Origin of the sequence: Allopusillimonas soli (assembly GCF_004153445.1) — a bacterium.
Classification (GTDB): Bacteria; Pseudomonadota; Gammaproteobacteria; order Burkholderiales; family Burkholderiaceae_B; genus Allopusillimonas; species Allopusillimonas soli.
In genome coordinates this window covers 767,690-786,110 of the sequence record NZ_SDQC01000002.1, presented here as the reverse complement: position 1 = coordinate 786,110, position 18,421 = coordinate 767,690, and the positions used below count along the sequence as shown (strand labels likewise).

Annotated in this window: 20 protein-coding genes and 1 tRNA gene; 10 read left to right on the top strand and 11 right to left on the bottom strand. The window is 58.3% G+C overall.

Going from position 1 to position 18,421, the window contains the following annotated elements; translation table 11 throughout:
- Window positions 1-51: 51 nt before the first annotated feature.
- On the top strand, window positions 52-1,170 hold the full coding sequence (mnmA, locus tag ERD78_RS09460) for a tRNA 2-thiouridine(34) synthase MnmA (protein ID WP_129969001.1): 1,119 nt from the start codon (window positions 52-54) through the stop codon (window positions 1,168-1,170).
- A gap of 33 nt (window positions 1,171-1,203) precedes the next feature.
- On the opposite strand, the gene ERD78_RS09455 is transcribed toward mnmA, so the two are convergent.
- Both ERD78_RS09455 and ERD78_RS09450 read right to left on the bottom strand, forming a co-directional pair.
- On the bottom strand, window positions 1,204-1,818 hold the full coding sequence (locus ERD78_RS09455; protein WP_129969000.1) for a glutathione S-transferase N-terminal domain-containing protein: 615 nt from the start codon (window positions 1,816-1,818) through the stop codon (window positions 1,204-1,206).
- A gap of 433 nt (window positions 1,819-2,251) precedes the next feature.
- Entirely contained in the window at window positions 2,252-2,713 is a 462-nt protein-coding gene (locus ERD78_RS09450) for an Lrp/AsnC family transcriptional regulator (protein ID WP_129968999.1), read from the bottom strand.
- A gap of 140 nt (window positions 2,714-2,853) precedes the next feature.
- On the opposite strand from ERD78_RS09450, the gene kynU reads away from it, so the two are divergent.
- Window positions 2,854-4,104 carry a kynureninase gene (gene kynU / locus ERD78_RS09445; RefSeq protein ID WP_129969128.1) on the top strand — a complete coding sequence of 417 codons (1,251 nt, stop codon included), beginning with the start codon at window positions 2,854-2,856 and terminating at the stop codon, window positions 4,102-4,104.
- Between the two features lie 538 nt (window positions 4,105-4,642).
- On the opposite strand, the gene ERD78_RS09435 is transcribed toward kynU, so the two are convergent.
- Entirely contained in the window at window positions 4,643-5,314 is a 672-nt protein-coding gene (locus tag ERD78_RS09435) for a cation diffusion facilitator family transporter (protein ID WP_129968998.1), read from the bottom strand.
- A 71-nt stretch (window positions 5,315-5,385) separates the two neighbouring features.
- On the opposite strand from ERD78_RS09435, the gene ERD78_RS09430 reads away from it, so the two are divergent.
- Together ERD78_RS09430 and ERD78_RS09425 are read left to right on the top strand one after the other, a co-directional pair.
- Window positions 5,386-5,826, top strand: coding sequence for a MerR family transcriptional regulator (locus ERD78_RS09430; RefSeq protein WP_129968997.1), 441 nt, complete (start codon window positions 5,386-5,388; stop codon window positions 5,824-5,826).
- Between the two features lie 227 nt (window positions 5,827-6,053).
- The gene (locus tag ERD78_RS09425; RefSeq protein ID WP_129968996.1) at window positions 6,054-6,374 is read left to right on the top strand and encodes a DUF1330 domain-containing protein; all 321 of its coding nucleotides are present in this window, start codon (window positions 6,054-6,056) and stop codon (window positions 6,372-6,374) included.
- A gap of 394 nt (window positions 6,375-6,768) precedes the next feature.
- Here the strand turns inward: ERD78_RS09425 and ERD78_RS09420 are convergent.
- The 7 genes from ERD78_RS09420 to ERD78_RS09390 all read right to left on the bottom strand — a co-directional run bounded on the left by ERD78_RS09420 (window position 6,769) and on the right by ERD78_RS09390 (window position 10,879).
- Window positions 6,769-6,844 (bottom strand) — tRNA-Lys (locus tag ERD78_RS09420).
- A 76-nt stretch (window positions 6,845-6,920) separates the two neighbouring features.
- The gene (locus tag ERD78_RS09415) at window positions 6,921-7,376 is read right to left on the bottom strand and encodes a c-type cytochrome (RefSeq protein WP_129968995.1); all 456 of its coding nucleotides are present in this window, start codon (window positions 7,374-7,376) and stop codon (window positions 6,921-6,923) included.
- Between the two features lie 62 nt (window positions 7,377-7,438).
- Window positions 7,439-8,815 (bottom strand): adenylosuccinate lyase, encoded by a 1,377-nt coding sequence (gene purB, locus ERD78_RS09410; RefSeq protein ID WP_129968994.1) that lies wholly within the window; start codon window positions 8,813-8,815, stop codon window positions 7,439-7,441.
- A gap of 128 nt (window positions 8,816-8,943) precedes the next feature.
- Window positions 8,944-9,645 (bottom strand): cytochrome b/b6 domain-containing protein, encoded by a 702-nt coding sequence (locus ERD78_RS09405; protein WP_129968993.1) that lies wholly within the window; start codon window positions 9,643-9,645, stop codon window positions 8,944-8,946.
- A 17-nt stretch (window positions 9,646-9,662) separates the two neighbouring features.
- Window positions 9,663-10,019, bottom strand: a complete 357-nt coding sequence (locus tag ERD78_RS09400) for a hypothetical protein (protein ID WP_218940809.1) — start codon at window positions 10,017-10,019, stop codon at window positions 9,663-9,665.
- 14 nt (window positions 10,020-10,033) lie between these two features.
- A complete protein-coding gene (locus tag ERD78_RS09395; RefSeq protein ID WP_129968991.1) occupies window positions 10,034-10,525 on the bottom strand; it encodes a hypothetical protein in 492 nt (163 codons plus the stop codon).
- A gap of 156 nt (window positions 10,526-10,681) precedes the next feature.
- On the bottom strand, window positions 10,682-10,879 hold the full coding sequence (locus ERD78_RS09390) for a hypothetical protein (protein ID WP_129968990.1): 198 nt from the start codon (window positions 10,877-10,879) through the stop codon (window positions 10,682-10,684).
- 199 nt (window positions 10,880-11,078) lie between these two features.
- Between ERD78_RS09390 and ERD78_RS09385 the strand changes: the two genes are divergently transcribed.
- The 5 genes from ERD78_RS09385 (at window position 11,079) to ribA (ending at window position 16,660) form a co-directional block, all read left to right on the top strand.
- Complete coding sequence (locus ERD78_RS09385; protein WP_129968989.1) at window positions 11,079-12,437, top strand: substrate-binding protein; 1,359 nt, start codon at window positions 11,079-11,081, stop codon at window positions 12,435-12,437.
- 58 nt (window positions 12,438-12,495) lie between these two features.
- Window positions 12,496-13,362, top strand: coding sequence for a branched-chain amino acid ABC transporter permease (locus ERD78_RS09380; protein ID WP_245152397.1), 867 nt, complete (start codon window positions 12,496-12,498; stop codon window positions 13,360-13,362).
- A complete protein-coding gene (locus ERD78_RS09375; RefSeq protein WP_209019959.1) occupies window positions 13,359-15,194 on the top strand; it encodes a branched-chain amino acid ABC transporter ATP-binding protein/permease in 1,836 nt (611 codons plus the stop codon). Before ERD78_RS09380 ends, ERD78_RS09375 begins: the two co-directional genes overlap by 4 nt.
- Complete coding sequence (locus ERD78_RS09370; RefSeq protein ID WP_129968987.1) at window positions 15,181-15,885, top strand: ABC transporter ATP-binding protein; 705 nt, start codon at window positions 15,181-15,183, stop codon at window positions 15,883-15,885. The genes ERD78_RS09375 and ERD78_RS09370 overlap by 14 nt, the downstream gene beginning before the upstream one ends.
- A gap of 100 nt (window positions 15,886-15,985) precedes the next feature.
- On the top strand, window positions 15,986-16,660 hold the full coding sequence (ribA, locus tag ERD78_RS09365) for a GTP cyclohydrolase II (protein ID WP_129968986.1): 675 nt from the start codon (window positions 15,986-15,988) through the stop codon (window positions 16,658-16,660).
- A gap of 24 nt (window positions 16,661-16,684) precedes the next feature.
- Here the strand turns inward: ribA and ERD78_RS09360 are convergent, their stop codons facing one another.
- The gene (locus tag ERD78_RS09360) at window positions 16,685-17,332 is read right to left on the bottom strand and encodes an FMN-dependent NADH-azoreductase (RefSeq protein WP_129968985.1); all 648 of its coding nucleotides are present in this window, start codon (window positions 17,330-17,332) and stop codon (window positions 16,685-16,687) included.
- A gap of 154 nt (window positions 17,333-17,486) precedes the next feature.
- Here ERD78_RS09360 and ERD78_RS09355 point away from each other — a divergent pair, with 154 nt between their 5' ends.
- Window positions 17,487-18,395: a LysR family transcriptional regulator gene (locus ERD78_RS09355; protein WP_129968984.1), complete on the top strand. Its 909-nt coding sequence runs from the start codon at window positions 17,487-17,489 to the stop codon at window positions 18,393-18,395.
- Window positions 18,396-18,421: the final 26 nt, after the last annotated feature.

Here is an 18,421-nt window from a genome sequence, read left to right as displayed (position 1 = left end):
GGGCCGCCACTGACGGCGGGCTCCCGGCTTGCCACCGATTACAATACAGACATGTCCAATACCACCATTTCAAAGAGACGAGTCGTTGTCGGCATGTCGGGCGGCGTCGACTCGTCCGTTACCGCCTGGCTGCTCAAGGAGCAAGGCTACGACGTTCTTGGCCTGTTCATGAAGAACTGGGAAGACGACGATGACTCGGAGTACTGTTCCACACGGCAGGACTGGCTCGACGCGGCCAGCGTCGCGGATGTCATCGGCATTGACATCGAAGCCGTCAATTTTGCGGCCGAGTACAAGGATCGCGTGTTTGCCGATTTCCTGCGCGAGTATTCCGCAGGCCGCACACCCAACCCCGATGTGCTTTGCAATGCCGAAATCAAGTTCAAGGCTTTTCTGGATCATGCCATGTCCTTGGGTGCCGAGCATATCGCCACTGGGCACTACGCGCGCGTCAGGCAGGTGCAGGGCCCTGATGGCCGCCACACGTACCAGTTGCTCAAAGCGCTGGATGGCAGCAAGGACCAAAGCTATTTTCTGCACAGGCTTAACCAGGAACAGTTGGCCCGCACTTTATTTCCATTGGGTGAAATACACAAGACGGAAGTGCGGCGCATTGCCCGGTCGCTGGGCTTGCCAAATGCGGCCAAGAAAGACTCCACCGGTATCTGTTTCATCGGTGAACGGCCATTTCGAGAATTCCTGAACCGCTATTTGCCGACGCATCCCGGCCCCATCAAGACGCCGGAAGGCGCCGTGGTGGGACAGCATCAAGGGCTTTCGTTTTATACGCTGGGCCAGCGCAAAGGCTTGGGTATTGGCGGCGTTAAAGGGCGCCAGCGCGACGATGGCACGGCCGACGCCTGGTATACGGCACGCAAGGATCTGGATGAAAACACACTGTATGTGGTGCAGGGTCACGATCATCCATGGCTGCTCAGCCAGGCAGTGAATGCGCAAGATGTGAGCTGGGTTGCGGGTCATGCGCCGCAGGCCGGGCGCTATGCAGCCAAGACGCGCTACCGGCAGCCCGATGCGGCGTGCGATCTGGTCTCGGCGGATGCGGCGCATTGTGCGCTCGCATTTCCTCAGGCCCAATGGGCGGTTACTCCGGGGCAGTCGGCCGTGCTCTACGAGGGCGAAATCTGTCTGGGAGGCGGCATCATCATCTGACGCCTTTGGGCATTATTCGACCCGCCGCGTGAATCAGGCCTGCGCGGGTGCCGTGCTGCTGAAAGAGGGCCGGGCCTGCAGTTTTTCGTTCAGCCTGTGCAGATTGCCATAGCCGGCTCGCCAATCGAGCTCAGGGCAGCGAAGATCGAGATAGCCAAGGGCACAACCCACGGCGACATCAGCCAGGCTGAAATTGACGCCCATACAGAATGGCTGATCGTCCAGGCTTTTGTCCATGGACTCCAGCGCCGATTCGATCTTGCTCCGCTGGCGAGCTATCCACTTTTCGCTGCGGAATTGCGGCTCCCGGCGGTTGTTCTCGATATTGATGGCCACGGCCGCGTCCAGCATGCCGTCTGCAATGGCTTCCCAGCACTTGGTGGCGGCACGGTCGCGGCCAGGCTGGGGAATAAGCCGGCCCACCGGTGACAGCGTATCCAGATACTCGACGATCACCCGCGAGTCGAACAGGCTGCCGTGATCGTCCATGAGCAGACAGGGAATTTTGCCCAGCGGATTGTGCTGCTGGATGCTGGTGTCGTCGGCCCACACATTTTCGAGTATGAATTCGTAATCCAGCTTTTTTTCCGCCATGACGACGCGCACCTTGCGCACGTAAGGGCTGGTTAACGAGCCTATGAGTTTCATGAGTAGGTCGATGAGTTTCAGGGGGCGAAAAAAGTATAGCAGGATAGCGACGCGATCCTTGCGCTGCGGCAGCTAAAGAAGGCTGAATTGCCCTTGTTTAACAAAACTGTCGTTTATCTGCGAATATGGATGCCGCTTGAAGGGTAGAGTGCGCCCCTGGTCCGCGCCAGGTTTGGCGCGATGCCATAGTGTGCCTATCTTCTGGATACCAGGTAGAGCAATCCCCAGGCAAGCGCGGCAACGCAATAAAGCAGCCCAGGCACGTTTTCGGAATAGAACACCTGTCGCTCGTCACAGTAGTCTGGATGAAACAGGATAGTGTCATTTTTGACGGTATTTTGCAATGCGTCATTTGGCCAGGGGTGTCAAACATTGCAAATACCGTAATTCGGCGAAGGCCGTCTGGCCGCACGTCGATCCGACTGCGAAATAATCAGACCGGCACCTGTCCCTCGTGGGCCTTCAGTTCGCTGAGAACTAGCTGTGAACGTATCCTGGTCACCCCCTTGAGCTTGCTCAGACGGTTCACAATAAATTGCGAAAATTCTTCGAAATTGCGGGTACGCACGTACAGCATGTAATTGGCCTCTCCGGTAACGATGCTGGCACTAACGACTTCGGGCATGGCGCTGATTTCGCGCGTGAAGTAACGGTGTTCGGCATCGCTGACCTGGCCTAGGTTCAATTCGACATAGGCCTGGATGTCGAATCCCAGCTTTTTTGCGTTTAGAACTGCGCCATAGCCTTCGATGAATCCTTGCTCCTCGAGAAGTTTCACGCGCCGATGGCAGGCTGAAGGGGACAGGGAAACGCGTTCGGCAAGGTCCAGATTGCTCAGGCGTCCATCCTGCTGCAGGATGGCCAGAATTTTCAGATCGACGGGATCTATTTGCATGATTCGAATTCTATTCGAATAAATTTAATATTAGTGGGATTATATTCAATAAAACCATATTTTTAATCGAATAATCGAATCCTTCACCTCATTGCCGATGCTAAACTATTTTCAGGAAACAATGATGCGCGGGAGGCATGTTGATTACTCTGGAGCAATGTCGAGTCTGGGATCAGGCAGACGAACTGGCGGCGCTAAGGCAGCAATTTGATTTGCCCGATGGCATCATCTATCTGGATGGAAACTCCCTGGGGGTCTTGCCCCGGAGCGCAATGAGTCGCGCCCAGGATGTAATCCGCAGGGAATGGGGCGCCGACCTCATCAACAGTTGGAACAAGGCAGGGTGGTGGTCACTCCCCGTCCGACTGGGCGATCATGTCGCCCCTTTGGTAGGTGCCGGGGCGGGTGAAATCGTCGTCACCGACACCGCCTCATTGAATCTGTTCAAGGTTCTGGCCAATGCGGTGCGCATCCAGAATAGCCGCCATCCGGAAAAGAAAATCATCCTGGCGGAGCGCGATGCCTTTCCGACTGATCTGTACATGATTCAGGGACTGATCGAACTCCTTGATCAAGGCTATGCTCTGCAATTGTTGGATGAACCCGGAGATCTGGCAACAGCAGTCACGGAGCAGACGGCAGTGGTGGTGCTGTCACATGTAAATTATCGAACAGGCTACCTGTACGACATGGAGGCCGTCACTGGATTGGTACATGCGCATGATGCTCTGATTATCTGGGATTTATGTCATTCGATAGGCGCTGTTCCCATGAACCTGAAAGCCGCGGACGCGGACTTTGCCATCGGCTGCACCTACAAGTATCTAAACGGTGGGCCGGGCGCGCCGGCCATGCTATGGGCCAACCCGCGGCATCATGGCGCCCTATGGCAGCCGCTGTCTGGCTGGTGGGGCCATGCACGCCCCTTCGATATGTCGACCGAATTCGTACCTGCCACGGGCATACGCAGTTTTCTTTGCGGGACGCAGCCCATCGTTTCCATGAGCCTGATTGCATGCGGTGTGGACATCTTCCGGCAAACGGACATGCAGATCATCCGCAGCAAGTCGCTGAGATTGACTGATTTATTCATTCAGTTGGTGGAGCAGGAGTGCGCCGGCCTGGACATGATGCTGATCACGCCGCTTGATCACCAACACCGGGGCAGCCATGTCAGCTTTCGCCACCCGCAAGGGTACGCCGTGCTGCAGGCGCTTATTGCGCGCGGCGTGATCGGCGACTACCGGGAGCCCGAGGTCATGCGTTTCGGTGTGACCCCGCTTTACCTTGGCTACAGCGACATATGGCATGCAGTGCAGAACCTGAAGGCAGTGCTGCAGGATCGAGAATGGGACCAGGACAGATTTCGCGTGCGCGGCCTGGTGACCTGACTTGCATCATCGCTGCCAGGGCCTCTGCATCCGTGCTGGAGACATCGCTTTACATTTTCATTTACGGCAGGCGCAATCGTTCTTTCATGCGTCTGGTATAAAAACGCCTGTACCGTCTTTTTTGAGGCCAGCGAGCATGTCCATTCAAACTTTAAGCCGATGGGGCGCCGTGCTGTTCGCCGCCGCATTTGTTTCGGGGTGTTCTCTGATTGGACTTGGCGATTCAGATGGCGACGATGGCCGGGCAAATGCATGCAAACGGGATCGCAGCAGTTGCATGTACGAGGGGCGGTATGAGCCCGGCGAACGGGGCTATGCAGAAGAGGAGGCAAAACGTCTCAACAAGGCGGCCTCGGCCCGGTTGCGGCGCAGTGCAGACTGGTGACCCGGGCCGGTATGCTTAAAATTCCTTGATCCAACGCTTTGTTGGTAACAGAACATAATTGCGGGTGCTCGCTTGGCTGGCCACAGGCAGGTGCGGCGCGGTTCGGCATGCAGCGGCCACCGCATAAATTGCGTTTGACTATGCCCCTTCAGTTCAGCAGCCGGGTTTTCCGTTGGAGGCGTGATCGCAACTGTGCGATGCGCTCTCTGGCGAGGATGGCCGCAATGCCAACCAGGCTTCCTTGGTCACCTGGCGGGCTGAATACAGAAACAGGACGGCAATCGCCACGCCGATAAGTAGGTCGGGCCATAGGCTGTCGGTGAAAGCGACCAGAATGGCAGCAGCAATGACACTGCTGTTGGCCAGCAAGTCGTTACGCGAGCAGATCCAGGTCGACCGCATATTCAGGTCGTCGGCGCGATGGCGATGAAGCAGCGCGAAGCATACGCCATTGGCCAGCAGCGCCAGCGCGCCGGTTCCACCCATCCAGTCCGCCGCCGGCACCTCGGGTACGAGCAGTTTACGAATGGCCTCGGCAATAACCACAGTGCCGAACATCAGCATAAGCCCTCCCTTGGCCATCGCCGCCCTGGCCCGGGCGCGCTTGCCTCGGTGGAGGACAAATAAAGTCAGTGCGTAGACGGCGGCATCGCCGAACATGTCCAACGAGTCGCCCAACAGGGCGGTTGACCGCGCCAGCCAGCCAGCAATGAATTCCACAAGAAACATTACCGCGTTGATAGCGAAAACCGCGTACAGTACCCGGCCCTGCCGCACACGCAACTGGGCCAATTCGGCCGATTTGTCCTGACAGCAACTATCCATGGCGGCGATCTCCACTGAAGCATATGACGCCTATTACAATGAAGGTTATAGCCGCTATAAGGTCAAGTGCCATGGACAAGATCGCTTTCAGCATCGGACAGCTGGCCCGCGCGACCGGCGTGAAACCGGTGACGATTCGGTACTACGAGCGAGTCGGCTTGCTTCCAATGGTTTCCCGCAATGCCTCTGGCTACAGAAAGTATTCCGAAGCGGCCCGTAATCGCTTGCTCTTCATTCGTCGTTGTCGGGCGTTGGGGTTTGGTCTCGACGATATTCGGGAGTTGCTGGAGCTGGCGGGGCTTCATGAGGATTCTTGCGCTCGGGTTGATGGGAAGGTGGCGGCGCAACTGGACCAAGTAAGGGTGCGCATCCATGATTTGCAAGATCTCGAGCGGGAGTTGGAACGCCTGCTGTCCAATTGCCATGGCGGCATTATTGACGAATGCCGCATTATTGAGTCGTTGAGCCGTCGCGCCTGCCCATCCGTTCAGCCTGATGCGCCCATGACATGATGCGATTCTGTTGCGGAACTGGAGACCCCTTCTGTTGGAAATAAATGCAGAGCACCCCAGTTTTGCTTGACTCGATTATGGCACCCAATCTCGAGAGGTCTCCCCGTTTTGCTTGACCTTTAATACTTTTACTTCGTCTTTGATTTTTAATTGGCGCGTGGCGCTGTCCCGCTTCTAGCTGTGCAAGCGTGATATAAAAATGGGCTTGTGATCTCTTGGAGGGAGTAATGACTGCTTATGCTGTAGCTGTGATTCGGGAAACACGATTCAATGACGAAGTGGTCGGGTATCTGCAGGGTATCGATGCGACGCTGGCGCCGTTCTCCGGCAAGTATCTGATTCACGGTGGCCCGTATCAGCCGCTGGAGGGCGCCTGGTCTGGGGATTTGGTGGTAATCGAATTTCCGTCGATGGAGCAGGCACAGGCCTGGTATAACTCCGATGCCTATGCTGCGATTCGCCCGCTTCGGACCGCCAATACCGAAGGTGACGTGCTGCTGGTACAAGGCGTGGCGGAAGGCCATAAGGGGGCGGATATCCTGACGTAAGTGTGATCATCCTCATTCCCCCGGCGGCGGGCCGCGCGATTAGCGCAAGATGCATCGGGAAAAGAGAAAAGGGCGCGGCCAGCTGGGTGGCGCTCCTCGCTCATCATTGCGACGTAGTGGGTGGCCGGACACCCTGGCCAGGATGGCGTTATCTGCTTAGGGGCTTGATGCTGTGCATCCCGAGACATCGTTAACAACTGGTCGCGCTGACTGATATATGCCATGCCAGAAGACGCCATGCGATAGGTTTAGCGATCGCTTGGGTTGGCATTCTTCCGTTCCGGCAAAATTCCGGCAAAGGCCAGTTCTTGACACTGACAGGCCCAGAAATGGACAAAAAAGAAAAGGCCGCTTGAGAGAGCGGCCTTAACGTACTGATCTACAAGAAAATTCTTGGTGGGCTGTGAGTGGCTCGAACACTCGACCTACGGATTAAGAGTCCGCTGCTCTACCAACTGAGCTAACAGCCCGTGTGCTGCAAAGAACGAAATTTTAGCGCAAAAATTTCCATCGCGCCAATCGGGTGTGAGGGCGCCACCTCAAAGGTCAATCATCCTTCTCGCGATAGGAGTCGTGACAGGATTTGCAGCTTTTGCCGACTGTACCAAAGGCAACGCGGAACGCGTCAAAGTCGCCGGATGCGGCGGCGGCGTCCAGTTTCTTCATGCCATCCAGGAATTTTTCCTGAGCTTGCTTGAAGCCCTCGGGATCGCTCCATATCTCGGGTTTGGCATCGCCTGCCTGGGTGTCCGGGCCGAAAGCCTTCCAGGGCAGTGTAGCCAGGACGTCAAGGACAGCGACGTTTTTGCGGACGACTTCCGCGTCGAAGGGAATTTCCTTCTTGGCCATTGGCGCCATGCTGCCGAAATGGTAGGCCATCACATGCATGACGGACTCCCGGTACTGATGGGCATCCTTGGCTTTTTTCGATTCGGCGTGCGCCGGCATACAGGCAACGCCGATGAGGGCGGTTGCTGCAAGGAGGGCGAGCTTGGTTTTCATCGTGATCTCCTGAAGGTCGGTCGTGGGAAGCAGGCCGCCAAAACGGCATGGGTCGGGGAAAACTAGATGTCGCTGGCCAGATTTGCAGCCAGACCGATATAACTGCGCGGCGTCAGGGCCATGAGGCGGGCCTTAGGCTCCTGGGGCAGATCCAATCCGGCGATGAATTCGGATAGTGCTTGCTGCGTGATGCCCTTGCCGCGGGTGAGCGCTTTAAGTTGCTCGTAGGGTTGGGGCAAGCCGTAGCGGCGCATGACGGTTTGCACCGGCTCGGCCAGGACTTCCCAGCAGCTGTCGATATCGGCGTCGATAGCGGCGGCATTCAGCTCCAGCTTCGCCAGGCCGCGCAGGCAGGCGTCGTAGGCCACCGCGCAGTAGCCGAGGGCCACGCCCAGATTGCGCAGTACCGTGGAATCGGTGAGATCGCGCTGCCAGCGGGAAACGGGCAGCTTCTCGGAAAGATGCCGCAGCATGGCGTTGGCCAGACCGAGATTTCCTTCGGAATTTTCGAAGTCGATAGGATTGACCTTGTGCGGCATGGTGGAGGAGCCGACTTCTCCTTCTTTCAGTCGCTGCTTGAAGTAGCCCAGGGAAATGTAGCCCCATATGTCGCGATTCAGATCCAGCAGAATGGTATTGGCGCGTGCGACAGCATCGAACAGTGCGGCCATCCAGTCATGCGGTTCGATCTGGATGGAGTAGGGGTTTTGGGTCAGGCCGAGTCCAGACAGAACGCGTTGGCTGAAGGCCGGCCAGTCGATTTCCGGATAGGCCGACATATGCGCGTTGTAGTTTCCGGTGGCGCCGTTCATCTTGGCGAGCGGCTGCACCGACTCAATGGCTGCCAAAGCGCGCTCGAGTCTGGCGGCCACGTTGGCGAATTCCTTGCCAAGTGTGGTGGGGCTGGCAGGCTGCCCATGTGTGCGCGACAGCATGGGTTGATGCGCAAACTGGCGTGCCAGGTTTTTCAGTGTGTCATTGAGCTCGCCGATTTTTGGGGTGATGAACGCCGAGCGTGTGCGCGAAAGCATGAGCGCATGCGACGTGTTGTTGATGTCTTCGGACGTACAGGCAAAGTGAATGAATTCCGCCGCCTTGGCCAGCTCGGCATTGTCGGCCACGCGTTCCTTCAACCAGTATTCGACGGCCTTGACGTCGTGATTGGTGGTTCTCTCGATTTCCTTGATGCGCGCAGCATCATCCTCGGAAAAATTGCGCACCAGATTCTGAAGTGCGGTTCTGGATGCATCGGAGAACGGCGTGAGTTCAGGCAGGCCGGCTTCGGACAGGCCTATGAGCCATGCGATCTCCACCTCGACCCTGTGCGCCATGAAGCCCGCTTCCGATAGAAATGGGCGCAGCGGCTGGCACTTGGCGGCATAGCGGCCGTCCAGGGGAGACAAGGCGTTGAGAGATGTGGATTGCGGGTTGACTTGCATGGCGGCTCAGGATGGAAAATTCAGCCTGAATTCTAACATTCCGCGCGATGAGCCAAACGAACTCACAGGCCGGCAAGATCGGGCGAGATTCCAGGCCTGGCGCAGGTTTCATCATGGCTGCGGGCGGCCTACATGAATGAATAGTCGCCCACCGGTTCAAGCGTCGTCAGCCACCAGACCCCCGCCGAGATGGCGAGCAAGAGCACCAGCGCCGCCAGGCGCAGCCACAGATTGTCGCGGGCATGTGCCTGCGCCGGATCCAATGCCCCGATTTCCTCGTCGCGCAGCATAGTATCGCCTGTCACCATCGGGCCGATGAGATTCTGCCTGCGCCGGAACTGATACCAGAAGATGGCCGCCACATGCATCGCGACCAGCACGATGATCGGCCATTCGTTCAGGTTATGCAGCGCCGTCAGGCGCGCCGACCAAGTGTCGTCCAGATAGGCCAGCGGGCCGGTCGTGATGATGTCGTCGTTTGCAAACAGGCCGCTGCCCGCTTGCACCCCCAATACCAGCAGCAGCGCAATAACCGAGCAGGCACCCAGCGGATTGTGCCCCAGGGTATGAGGCACTTTGCCGCGCAGGTAAGCGAATACGGTGGAAGGACCGCGTACGAACTGTCCAAAGCGCGCATAGCGCGGCCCGGCAAATCCCCACACAAGGCGGAAAATCAGCAGCGCCAACACCGCAAGGCCGAACCGGACATGCCAGTCCATCCACAGCCCGCCCACCTTCACGCTGATGTAGGCGCCTGCGACGCATGCGGCCAGCGCCCAATGAAAAATGCGGGTGGGCAGATCCCAGACCCTGACTGAATGGCTACTCATGCCTGCTCCTGCGCGGATCAATTGATGCTTTGAGATCCTTGTTCAGACTGCACGTCCAGGATCAATTGCTCCAGATGTGGCGATGTATGCAACGCCAGAACCGGCTTGTCGGGTTCGTTTTCATCCGGCTCCAGATGCAGGGTGATGCTCTGGCCCTCGAAGGCATCAGGATTGGCCTGAATCTGCACATATTGATTGAGCAGCCGGTCGACTGCCTTCTGCGCTTCGGCAAGACGCGTTTCAAGCGACGCGGATTCATGCAGGCGAAACTGCTCTTCGATGCAGCGGGCAAGATCCCAACTGAAGAACATAAGCGCATTGCGCCCATGGCATTCAGGATGCAGAAAACCCCATTCTCTCTTTTCGGTCGTCAATATGCTGTCCCGGATCAGTTCGATGTCGTGGTACGGCGGATTTCCTTGCCGTCGTACGTGTATACGTCGATTTTATCCGGCTTCATGGCACTGGGGGTGCGCATGGTCAGTTTGTGGCCCTTGGCGGTTACGGCAATGCGTTCGGAGCAGGAGCCAAACGAGGGAGAGAGGGTATAGCCTGATTTCTTCAATATCACCCAGCGATAGGAAATGGGGCAGTCTCCGTTGCCATCATTGATGGATACCAGGGCGATCAGCGCATCGGGCCGCTTGAATGCGTAGGTGATATTGAGGATGCCGCGCACATGCGGCTGCACCTCCGCATCATCGATCAGCAGGCGCGATTCGTAGATATATTCATTGGTGTCGATATGCAGCCGCCCGTAGGGCGTGGTCAGGCTCAGCCGGGACGGGCTTACCGGCCAGGTCTGGGGCGAATTGGCTCGCACCGGCATGCAAGCCAGCAGCATTACCAGGGGAATGAAGATGCGCAAAAGAACGTTCATATCGATGTCCTTTTCACAGCAAAAGACAAGATTGTTACAATTAAGTGCATACGTTGATACATTGTAATTTATATTACATTTCTTTTTGCCGATGCAAATCGGGCAAGCGGCCTATCTGACAAGGCCCAGCTTATCTTTTTCTCAGGCGTATTCTTCTCAGACGCGGCCGGTCGCCAGCAGATAGGTCAGCGCGCACGCCATCAATACGAAATAGGTCGCGACGCCTGCCGCCACACTGCGCAGCAGAATGCGCGGGGTCGTCACTTTGCCTCGGCCATCGGCGCCGCGCCGGGCGTGCCACCACCAACTGGCCGCCATGGCAGCAAGACTGAGCAAAACCATCCAGACTTTCACGCAGGGTTTTCCTTGACAGAAGAGGAAGCGTAAGTTTTACGTAAGTTTCAATTTGTATTTCTATTGCACCCGAGCATATCAGGAAATACCTGGCGACCTGGCAACCAGGGACGCAGGCCTGCAGACGGGACATTAAATCGGCGCAGATCGGTACTCCCATGTGATTTCAAATCAGGCATGACAAACAGGAGATATTAGGATGGAAGACAAGAAAACAGGCACGGTGCAGGATACATTCATTGATCGGCGCACCATGTTGAAGATGGGGGTTGCCGGCGCGGCGGCCGGCGGCATGCTGATGCATGGCGCATCCGCAATGGCCGCGGATGAAAAGAAGCCGGTTGGAAACTACCCCGCTGGCACGGAAGGTGATTCGGTTTTTATGGGCCTGACACTGGATATCACCGGCCCATATTCGGCGCAAGGCGCCGACCAGCAGAAGGGCTACGAACTGGCGATCGAGCAGCTCAATGCGGGCGCGCCGGAAATCAAGAAGATTTCTCCGCTGACCAAGAAGGGCATTCTGGGCAAGACGGTCAAGTTCGGCGTGGCGGATGCGGAAACCAAGCCCAATACCGCCGTGCAGGCGGCTACGCGTTTTATTCACGACAACAAGGCCATGGTGGTGTCGGGCAGCACCAGCAGCGCAGTGGCCATTGCCTTGCAGAAGGTGTGCAACCGCGAGCACACCATTTATCTTCCCGCCATCAGCGGCTCAAACGAAACCACGGGCGTGGACTGCCAGCGTTACGGCTTTCGCCTTTGCTACTTCGCATACACCGCCTGCAAAGCCATCGCACCTGTGCTGGCCAAGAACATGGGCAAGGACCGCAAGGCCATCTATCTGGTGCCTGACTACACCTATGGGCACACGACCTTCGATTCGATGAAGGAGTTCACCGAGAAAGAGGGCTGGACCACCGTGGGCGAACAAGTTCACCCTTTGGGTGCCAAGGACTACAGTTCCTTCCTTATCAATATCGCCAACAGCGGCGCGGATACGCTGGTCGTCATCGCCTACGGCGCGGATGCCGCAAACTCCATCAAGCAGGCCAAGCAGTTTGGGCTGCTGGAAAAGATGCAGATTGTGGTGCCCTACATGTCGGCCTTCCTGGAAAAGGAAATCGGCGCGGACATCATGCAAGGCGTCTATGCCGCCACTGGCTTCTGGTGGACGCTGCAGGACAAGTATCCCATTGCCAAGGACTTCGTGGCGGCGTTCGAGAAGAAGTACAAGGCCAAGCCGCGCGATTCAGCCTATATCGCTTATCTGCAGACGGCCTTGTGGGCGGATGCGTGCGAGCGGGCGGGTTCCTTCTATCCGCCTGATGTCATCAAGGCCTATGAGGCCGGGGAAGTACGGCAGGGGCCGATCGGCGATGTCACCTTCCGCGCCGAAGACCACCAGGGGGTCATCAACTTCCCCATTGTGCGCGGCAAGAAGAAGGCCGACATGCAGAACGAGGACGATTACTTCGAAGTGGTCGAAGTCGTTGATGGCCGCAAGGCGCTGCCCGAGGTAGGCCTGCTCGGATGCAAGCTCGGAGACTACATCTGACGCAACGACCTGGCTGAGAGGCATATGAGCTGAAAAGGAGGAACTTTGAATGCCAAGCATGTCGTTGTTTTTTTCCCAGTTATTCAATGGGCTGGCCATGGGCCTGCTGCTGGCGTTGATCAGCACGGGCCTGACCATCATCTACGGCACGCTGGGGGTGGTGAACTTCGCGCATGGCGCTCTGTTTGTTGTGGGCGCCTACGCGGGTTACACCGCCTATGGCATTACGCAGTCCTTCGTGGCAGCCATTGTCATCGGCGCAGCCGTGGCGCTGGTGCTGGGATTGGTCATCGAGCGCGGCCTGATGCGGATGTATTACAGCAGGCCGCCCGAAGACCAAATCCTGGTGACTTTTGGGATAGGTATTATTCTGGTCGAGATAGTGCGCTCCATATTTGGCGGCATCAGCCTGTCGGTGCCCACGCCTGAATGGGGCCAAGGCATTGCCCGCATCGGATCGCTGATCTATCCCCTATACAGGCTTCAGGCCCTCGGCATCGCCGCCGCCACGCTTGCTGTGCTGTACTACGTCCTTTATCGCACCAGTCTGGGACTCATCGTGCGCGCGGGCATCGAGGATGCGCAGATGGTCAACGTGCTGGGTATCAATGTAAAGCGCACCTTTCTGCTCGTTTTCGGTATTGGTGCCATGGCGGCCGGCTATGCCGGCGTCATCGATTCACCCATTGTCACGCTGTCGCCCGACATGGGCCACCGCGTGCTGGTCGATTCATTCGTGGTTGTCGTCATTGGCGGAGTCGGATCATTTCCGGGCGCCATTATCGGCGGCATCATTGCCGGTGAAATCCTGAGTCTGACATCCATGTTCAATCCTGCTTATTCCCATGTCATGCTGTTCGTGGTCATGGCACTCGTTCTCATTCTGCGCCCCCAAGGCCTGATGGGCCAGGAGGGCCGCGAATGAGCACGCACACCGTTTCCCTTGCGCGCCGTCAACTTCCCGAGATGATCGTCGGCGTCTGTCTGCTGGCTGCGCCCTTTGTATTGCCGTATCTCGGCATGAGTGCCGATCTGCTGACCCGCATACTCATCTGGGGCCTGTTCGGCCTGGGTTTTGACCTGCTGTTCGGCTACACGGGCCTGCTTTCCTTCGGGCAGTCGGCCTTCTATGGCACGGGCGGCTTTGTGTCCGCTTATCTGCTGACATCCGGTATCGTGCCGCATATGCTGCTGGCCCTGCTGATCGGCGTCATCGTCGCCGCGCTGGCGGGACTGGTCATCGGCTATCTGACCCTGCGGCGCACAGGCATCTACTTCGCCATGAGTACGCTGGCATTCGGCGAGATGTTCTATTTCCTGGAAAACTCCGCATTCAAGGAGTACACCGGAGGCGAAAACGGCATTGCCGGCGTACCTCCGCCAGAGATATCGCTGGGCTTTACTACAATCCACATTTCCAGTGGGTGGCCGATGTACTGGTTCGTGGCCATCTTTTTCTTCATAGGATATGTGATCGCGCGGCGCATCGTGCGGTCGCCCGTGGGCGCGGTGCTCAAGGCGATCCGCGGCAATCCCAAGCGCGCGCTGGCCCTCGGGCATGCAATCCAGCGTTACAAGCTCATGGTATTTGTCATTGCGGCGGCATACGGCGGCCTGGCAGGAGGGCTGCTTGGCGTCTTTCAGTCGTACATGCCACCCGATGCCTTTTCGCTCGACACGTCCGCGCAATTGGTGATACAGACGGTGATGGGCGGCGCGGGCACATTGCTGGGCCCGGTATTCGGCGCCACCATATGGCTGTATCTGTATGACGGCCTGCAACAGATCGCGGAGATCGGCGCATATTGGAAGCTGATACTCGGTATCGTGTTCGTGGTGCTGGTCACCGTATTCAGGCACGGTGTCGCAGGCGGCGTCATTGCCTGGTACAAGCGCCGGCATCGCAGCTCGCAGGTAGTGGACCTCGATGCCGACACGCATGCCATCGCACAACTGGATATCGTCACGCCAACGCAGTCATCGCGTCCGGGCGCGCCGGTGCTTGAGGCGCGTGGCATCACCAAGCAGTATGGCGGATTGATGGCGGTCAGCGATGTGGACTTTTCATTGGCCGAAGGCGAGATGCGCGGGGTGATCGGGCCGAACGGCGCGGGCAAATCCACGTTCTTTGCCATGCTGGCCGGGGAGCTTGCCACCACGCGGGGCCAGGTGTTCTTTCGTGGACAAGAAATCACGGGCATCGGCGTCACGGCGGTGTGCCAGTTGGGCATGAGCAAGAGCTACCAGATCAACCAGCTGTTCGAACACCTCTCGGTGCGCCAGAACGTCATGATTCCGGTGCTGGCGCGTCGTCGCGGACACTTCCGCATCGACCTGCTACGCAGCCTGCATCATTCGCATGAGATGGACGAGCAGGTCAATGCCGCCATCGCATTGGTGGATCTGACGCGCCAGGCGGACACCCTTGTCTCGGAACTGTCGTACGGCGAGAAGCGCAGACTGGAGATCGGGCTGGCGCTTGCCACGGGCGCCAATGTGCTGCTCTTTGACGAGCCGCTGGCGGGGCTGGGCCCCGAGGAGCGCGTGCATGTCGTGGCGCTGCTCAAGTCCATACGGCAAGGGCGCAGCATGGTTATCGTCGAGCACGACATGGATGCCATGTTCGAGCTGGCTGAGCGTATAACGGTGCTGTACGAAGGCCGCAAGCTTGCGGAAGGCACGCCGGACGAAATCCGGACCAATCCGGCAGTACAGGCTGCCTATCTCGGAGGGATGGACGAGCATGAGTCTGCTTGAGGTCGAAAAAATCAACAGCTATTACGGGGATTCGCATATCCTCTTCGATGTCTCCATGCGTGTGGAGGAGAACGAGGTCGTGGCCTTGCTGGGTCGCAATGGCGCGGGCAAGAGCACGACACTGAAGTCGCTGATGGGTATGGTTCCGCCCAAGAGCGGCATCATTCGGCACAACGGTGAGGCCGTGCAGCATTTGCCGCCATACCAGCTGGCGCGCCGTGGAATACAACTGGTGCCCGAGGAAAGACGCATCTTCGGGGCCATCACGGTACAGGAGAATCTGCAGCTTGCGGCCATGACGGCCAAGCCGGCCCGCACGCTCGATGAGATCTACGAAACCTTTCCACGCCTGGCTGAGCGGCGGCGCAATCGTGGCAAGCAGCTTTCGGGCGGCGAGCAGCAGATGCTGGCCATTGCCCGCGCCATGATACGCAATGCCCGGCTTATCATGCTGGATGAGCCATTCGAGGGCCTTGCGCCGCTTATTGTGCAGGATCTCATCGAGGTGTGCCGCAAGCTGGCCGAAAGTGGCCACACCATAGTGTTGGTGGAGCAGAACTGGCGGGCGGCTTTGTCGCTGGCGCATCGTTGCTACATCATTAATAATGGCCATGTGGTGTTCGACGGCACACCTGAGCAGTTGCATGCAGATAATTCAGTAATCGAGAAATATCTCGGCGTGAAGGTATAGCAGTATGATGGAAGGGACGCAGCCGGGCGCACGCCCGGCGGCGGGAGGCGCTGCATGGCAGACAGTGTTAAGCTTGCCTGCTTTCCGACAGAGGTAAACGATGCCTTCCACTCCCGGCGATGATTCCGACCTGACAAACCATCAGCGCGCGGCTGCGGCCAGCGAGCACGGGGCGGCGTACAGGCTGGACTACATTGCCGCCAGCAAGCTGCCCACGCCCTGGGCTGTCTTCGACATCCATGTATTTGTGGATCCCGCCACAGCCAAGGAGCACCTCCTACTGACGCTGGGCAACGTCGGCGACGGCCTTCCCGTCCTGGCGCGTGTACATTCAGAATGCTTGACCGGCGACGCGTTGTTCAGCCAGCGCTGCGACTGCGGCGCTCAGCTCGAAGCGGCCCTGCAGGCGATTGCGAAGCAGGGGCGCGGCGCTTTGCTGTATTTGCGCCAGGAAGGACGCGGCATAGGCTTGGTCAATAAGATACGCGCTTATCAGTTGCAGGATCAGGGCGCCGACACCGTCGAAGCCAACGAGCGCCTGGGCTTCCCGGCGGATATGCGGCGCTACGATCTCTGTCGCCCCATGCTGGATCACGCCGGCATCCGTTCGCTGCGTCTCATGACCAACAACCCCCGCAAAGTGGCTGCCATGGAAAAGCTGGGTATTCAGGTTGTGGAGCGGTTGCCACTGCAGGTCAACCGCAATCCGTACAACGAAAACTATCTCACTACCAAGGCCAGCAAGCTCGGGCACTGGCTCAAAGATCGCAGCTAGGGGGCGTGGCGTCCCTGGCCGCGGTCAGGCGGCCTGGACGTCTGCCTGCGCCGGGAGCCGTTGAGCCAGCACTTTCGGAATGTTGACCGCCGCCGCGCTCATGGCATTGGCAAGAACCTCGCCACCCATGGCGGTGCCTTCCACGCGTATTACACGCAGGTCGGTTATGCCGAAGAAGCCGAAAATCGCTTTCAGGTAGGATTCCTGGTGCTCCATGGCCTGGCCCGCCTCGCTCGTGGAGTAGATGCCGCCGCGGCTAAGCGCCACAATCACGGTCTTGCCCGCGCACAGGCCAATGGGACCGCTTTCTGTGTAGCGGAACGTGCGCCCGGCTTGCGCAATGCGGTCTATCCATGCCTTGAGCTGGCTGGGAATCGAGAAGTTGTACAGCGGCGCCCCGACAACGACCACATCGGCATCCAGAAACTGGCTGACCAGCGCTTCTGACAGCGCGTTCTCGCGGCGCTGGGCCTCGGTTTGCCGGTCATCCTGCGGCACCCGGATGCCCATGGCATCGCTTGAAAAGTGGTTGGGCGTGTCCACGGCCAAATCCAGATACTGGACCTCGGTATCGGGGTGACCGGCTAGCCACTGCGAAACGATATCGCCGCTCAACTTGCGGGATATGGATTGTGTGCCATTGATGCTTGAGTCGATATGCAGCAGTTTCATGTGTGTTGCGCTCCGTTTGTTAGAGGAATGGCCTAATTAGCGACCTGGTATGTTGAATTATGAATAGATACAATAATATTTATAAGTAGGCGCAGATGCGATAGATTGTCCTGAATTTGAACGCTATTGAGGTTACATATCGAGAGGCACGATCATGCAGGATCTGAATGACATGATGTATTTTGCCGAAGTGGTGACCCAGGGCAGTTTTGCGGCGGCAGGCCGCACCTTGGGCATTCCCAAGTCTCGCCTGTCGCGGCGCGTCGCCAGGCTGGAGGACGAGCTTGGGGTAAGGCTGTTGCAGCGGACGACCCGAAAGCTTTCTCTCACAATGGCGGGCGAACTGTATTACAGGCACTGCCTGGCCATGTGCGAACAGGCCCAGGCCGCATCGGCGGCGGTGGCGCAAGTGCAGGTGGAGCCGCGTGGCATCATACGTGTTGCGTGTCCCGTGACGGTAGCCCAGACCATGGTCGGGCCCTTGCTGCCCGATTTCCAGCAGCTTCATCCGCTGGTTCAGGTGCACATGGCGGTCAGCAACCGTGTTGTGGATGTGGTGGAAGAGGGGGTGGATATTGCATTGCGCGTGCGTGTGTCGCTCGCGGAAAGCGGGAGCCTGGTGGTCAAGCACCTGGGCAGATCGCAGGTGCTCCTGGTGGCCAGTCCGGGACAGTTGGAACGCCAAGGCGTGCCCAGTCAGCCCAGCGACCTGACGCTGCTCGATTCCGTGGCCATGTCCGTCAGCGATGAGCGGGCCATTTGGACGCTGTTCGGGCCCAACGGCGCACAGTACCGCCTGACGCATAGGCCCCGCCTTGTGGCCGATGACATGTTGACGCTCAAATATGCCATTCTGGGCGGCGTCGGGGCGGGGCTCCTGCCCGACTATATGTGCGTCGACGAGATTGCCCAGGGCAGGCTGGTGCAACCCCTTCCGCAGTGGTCGACCGCCCCCGGCATCGTGCATGCCGTGTTCAGTTCGCGACGGGGCATGGTGCCGGCGGTTCGCGCCTTTCTGGATTTTCTCGGCGAACGCCTGATGTCTTCTGGGCAGCCTTCCTAGCAGGCTGGGCCTTGGCACTCAGGATG

Excerpts from the sequence above, each read along its gene's own strand:
- ERD78_RS09380 (WP_245152397.1), top strand. The coding sequence starts at position 12,496 with ATGTCGTTGTTTTTTTCCCAGTTATTCAATGGGCTGGCCATGGGCCTG.
- ERD78_RS09430 (WP_129968997.1), top strand. The coding sequence starts at position 5,386 with ATGGACAAGATCGCTTTCAGCATCGGACAGCTGGCCCGCGCGACCGGC.
- ERD78_RS09405 (WP_129968993.1), bottom strand. The coding sequence starts at position 9,645 with ATGAGTAGCCATTCAGTCAGGGTCTGGGATCTGCCCACCCGCATTTTT.
- ERD78_RS09355 (WP_129968984.1), top strand. The coding sequence starts at position 17,487 with ATGCAGGATCTGAATGACATGATGTATTTTGCCGAAGTGGTGACCCAG.
- ribA (WP_129968986.1), top strand. The coding sequence starts at position 15,986 with ATGCCTTCCACTCCCGGCGATGATTCCGACCTGACAAACCATCAGCGC.
- ERD78_RS09395 (WP_129968991.1), bottom strand. The coding sequence starts at position 10,525 with ATGAACGTTCTTTTGCGCATCTTCATTCCCCTGGTAATGCTGCTGGCT.
- purB (WP_129968994.1), bottom strand. The coding sequence starts at position 8,815 with ATGCAAGTCAACCCGCAATCCACATCTCTCAACGCCTTGTCTCCCCTG.
- ERD78_RS09425 (WP_129968996.1), top strand. The coding sequence starts at position 6,054 with ATGACTGCTTATGCTGTAGCTGTGATTCGGGAAACACGATTCAATGAC.
- ERD78_RS09450 (WP_129968999.1), bottom strand. The coding sequence starts at position 2,713 with ATGCAAATAGATCCCGTCGATCTGAAAATTCTGGCCATCCTGCAGCAG.
- ERD78_RS09455 (WP_129969000.1), bottom strand. The coding sequence starts at position 1,818 with ATGAAACTCATAGGCTCGTTAACCAGCCCTTACGTGCGCAAGGTGCGC.
- ERD78_RS09415 (WP_129968995.1), bottom strand. The coding sequence starts at position 7,376 with ATGAAAACCAAGCTCGCCCTCCTTGCAGCAACCGCCCTCATCGGCGTT.
- mnmA (WP_129969001.1), top strand. The coding sequence starts at position 52 with ATGTCCAATACCACCATTTCAAAGAGACGAGTCGTTGTCGGCATGTCG.
- ERD78_RS09435 (WP_129968998.1), bottom strand. The coding sequence starts at position 5,314 with ATGGATAGTTGCTGTCAGGACAAATCGGCCGAATTGGCCCAGTTGCGT.
- ERD78_RS09375 (WP_209019959.1), top strand. The coding sequence starts at position 13,359 with ATGAGCACGCACACCGTTTCCCTTGCGCGCCGTCAACTTCCCGAGATG.
- ERD78_RS09360 (WP_129968985.1), bottom strand. The coding sequence starts at position 17,332 with ATGAAACTGCTGCATATCGACTCAAGCATCAATGGCACACAATCCATA.
- ERD78_RS09370 (WP_129968987.1), top strand. The coding sequence starts at position 15,181 with ATGAGTCTGCTTGAGGTCGAAAAAATCAACAGCTATTACGGGGATTCG.
- ERD78_RS09385 (WP_129968989.1), top strand. The coding sequence starts at position 11,079 with ATGGAAGACAAGAAAACAGGCACGGTGCAGGATACATTCATTGATCGG.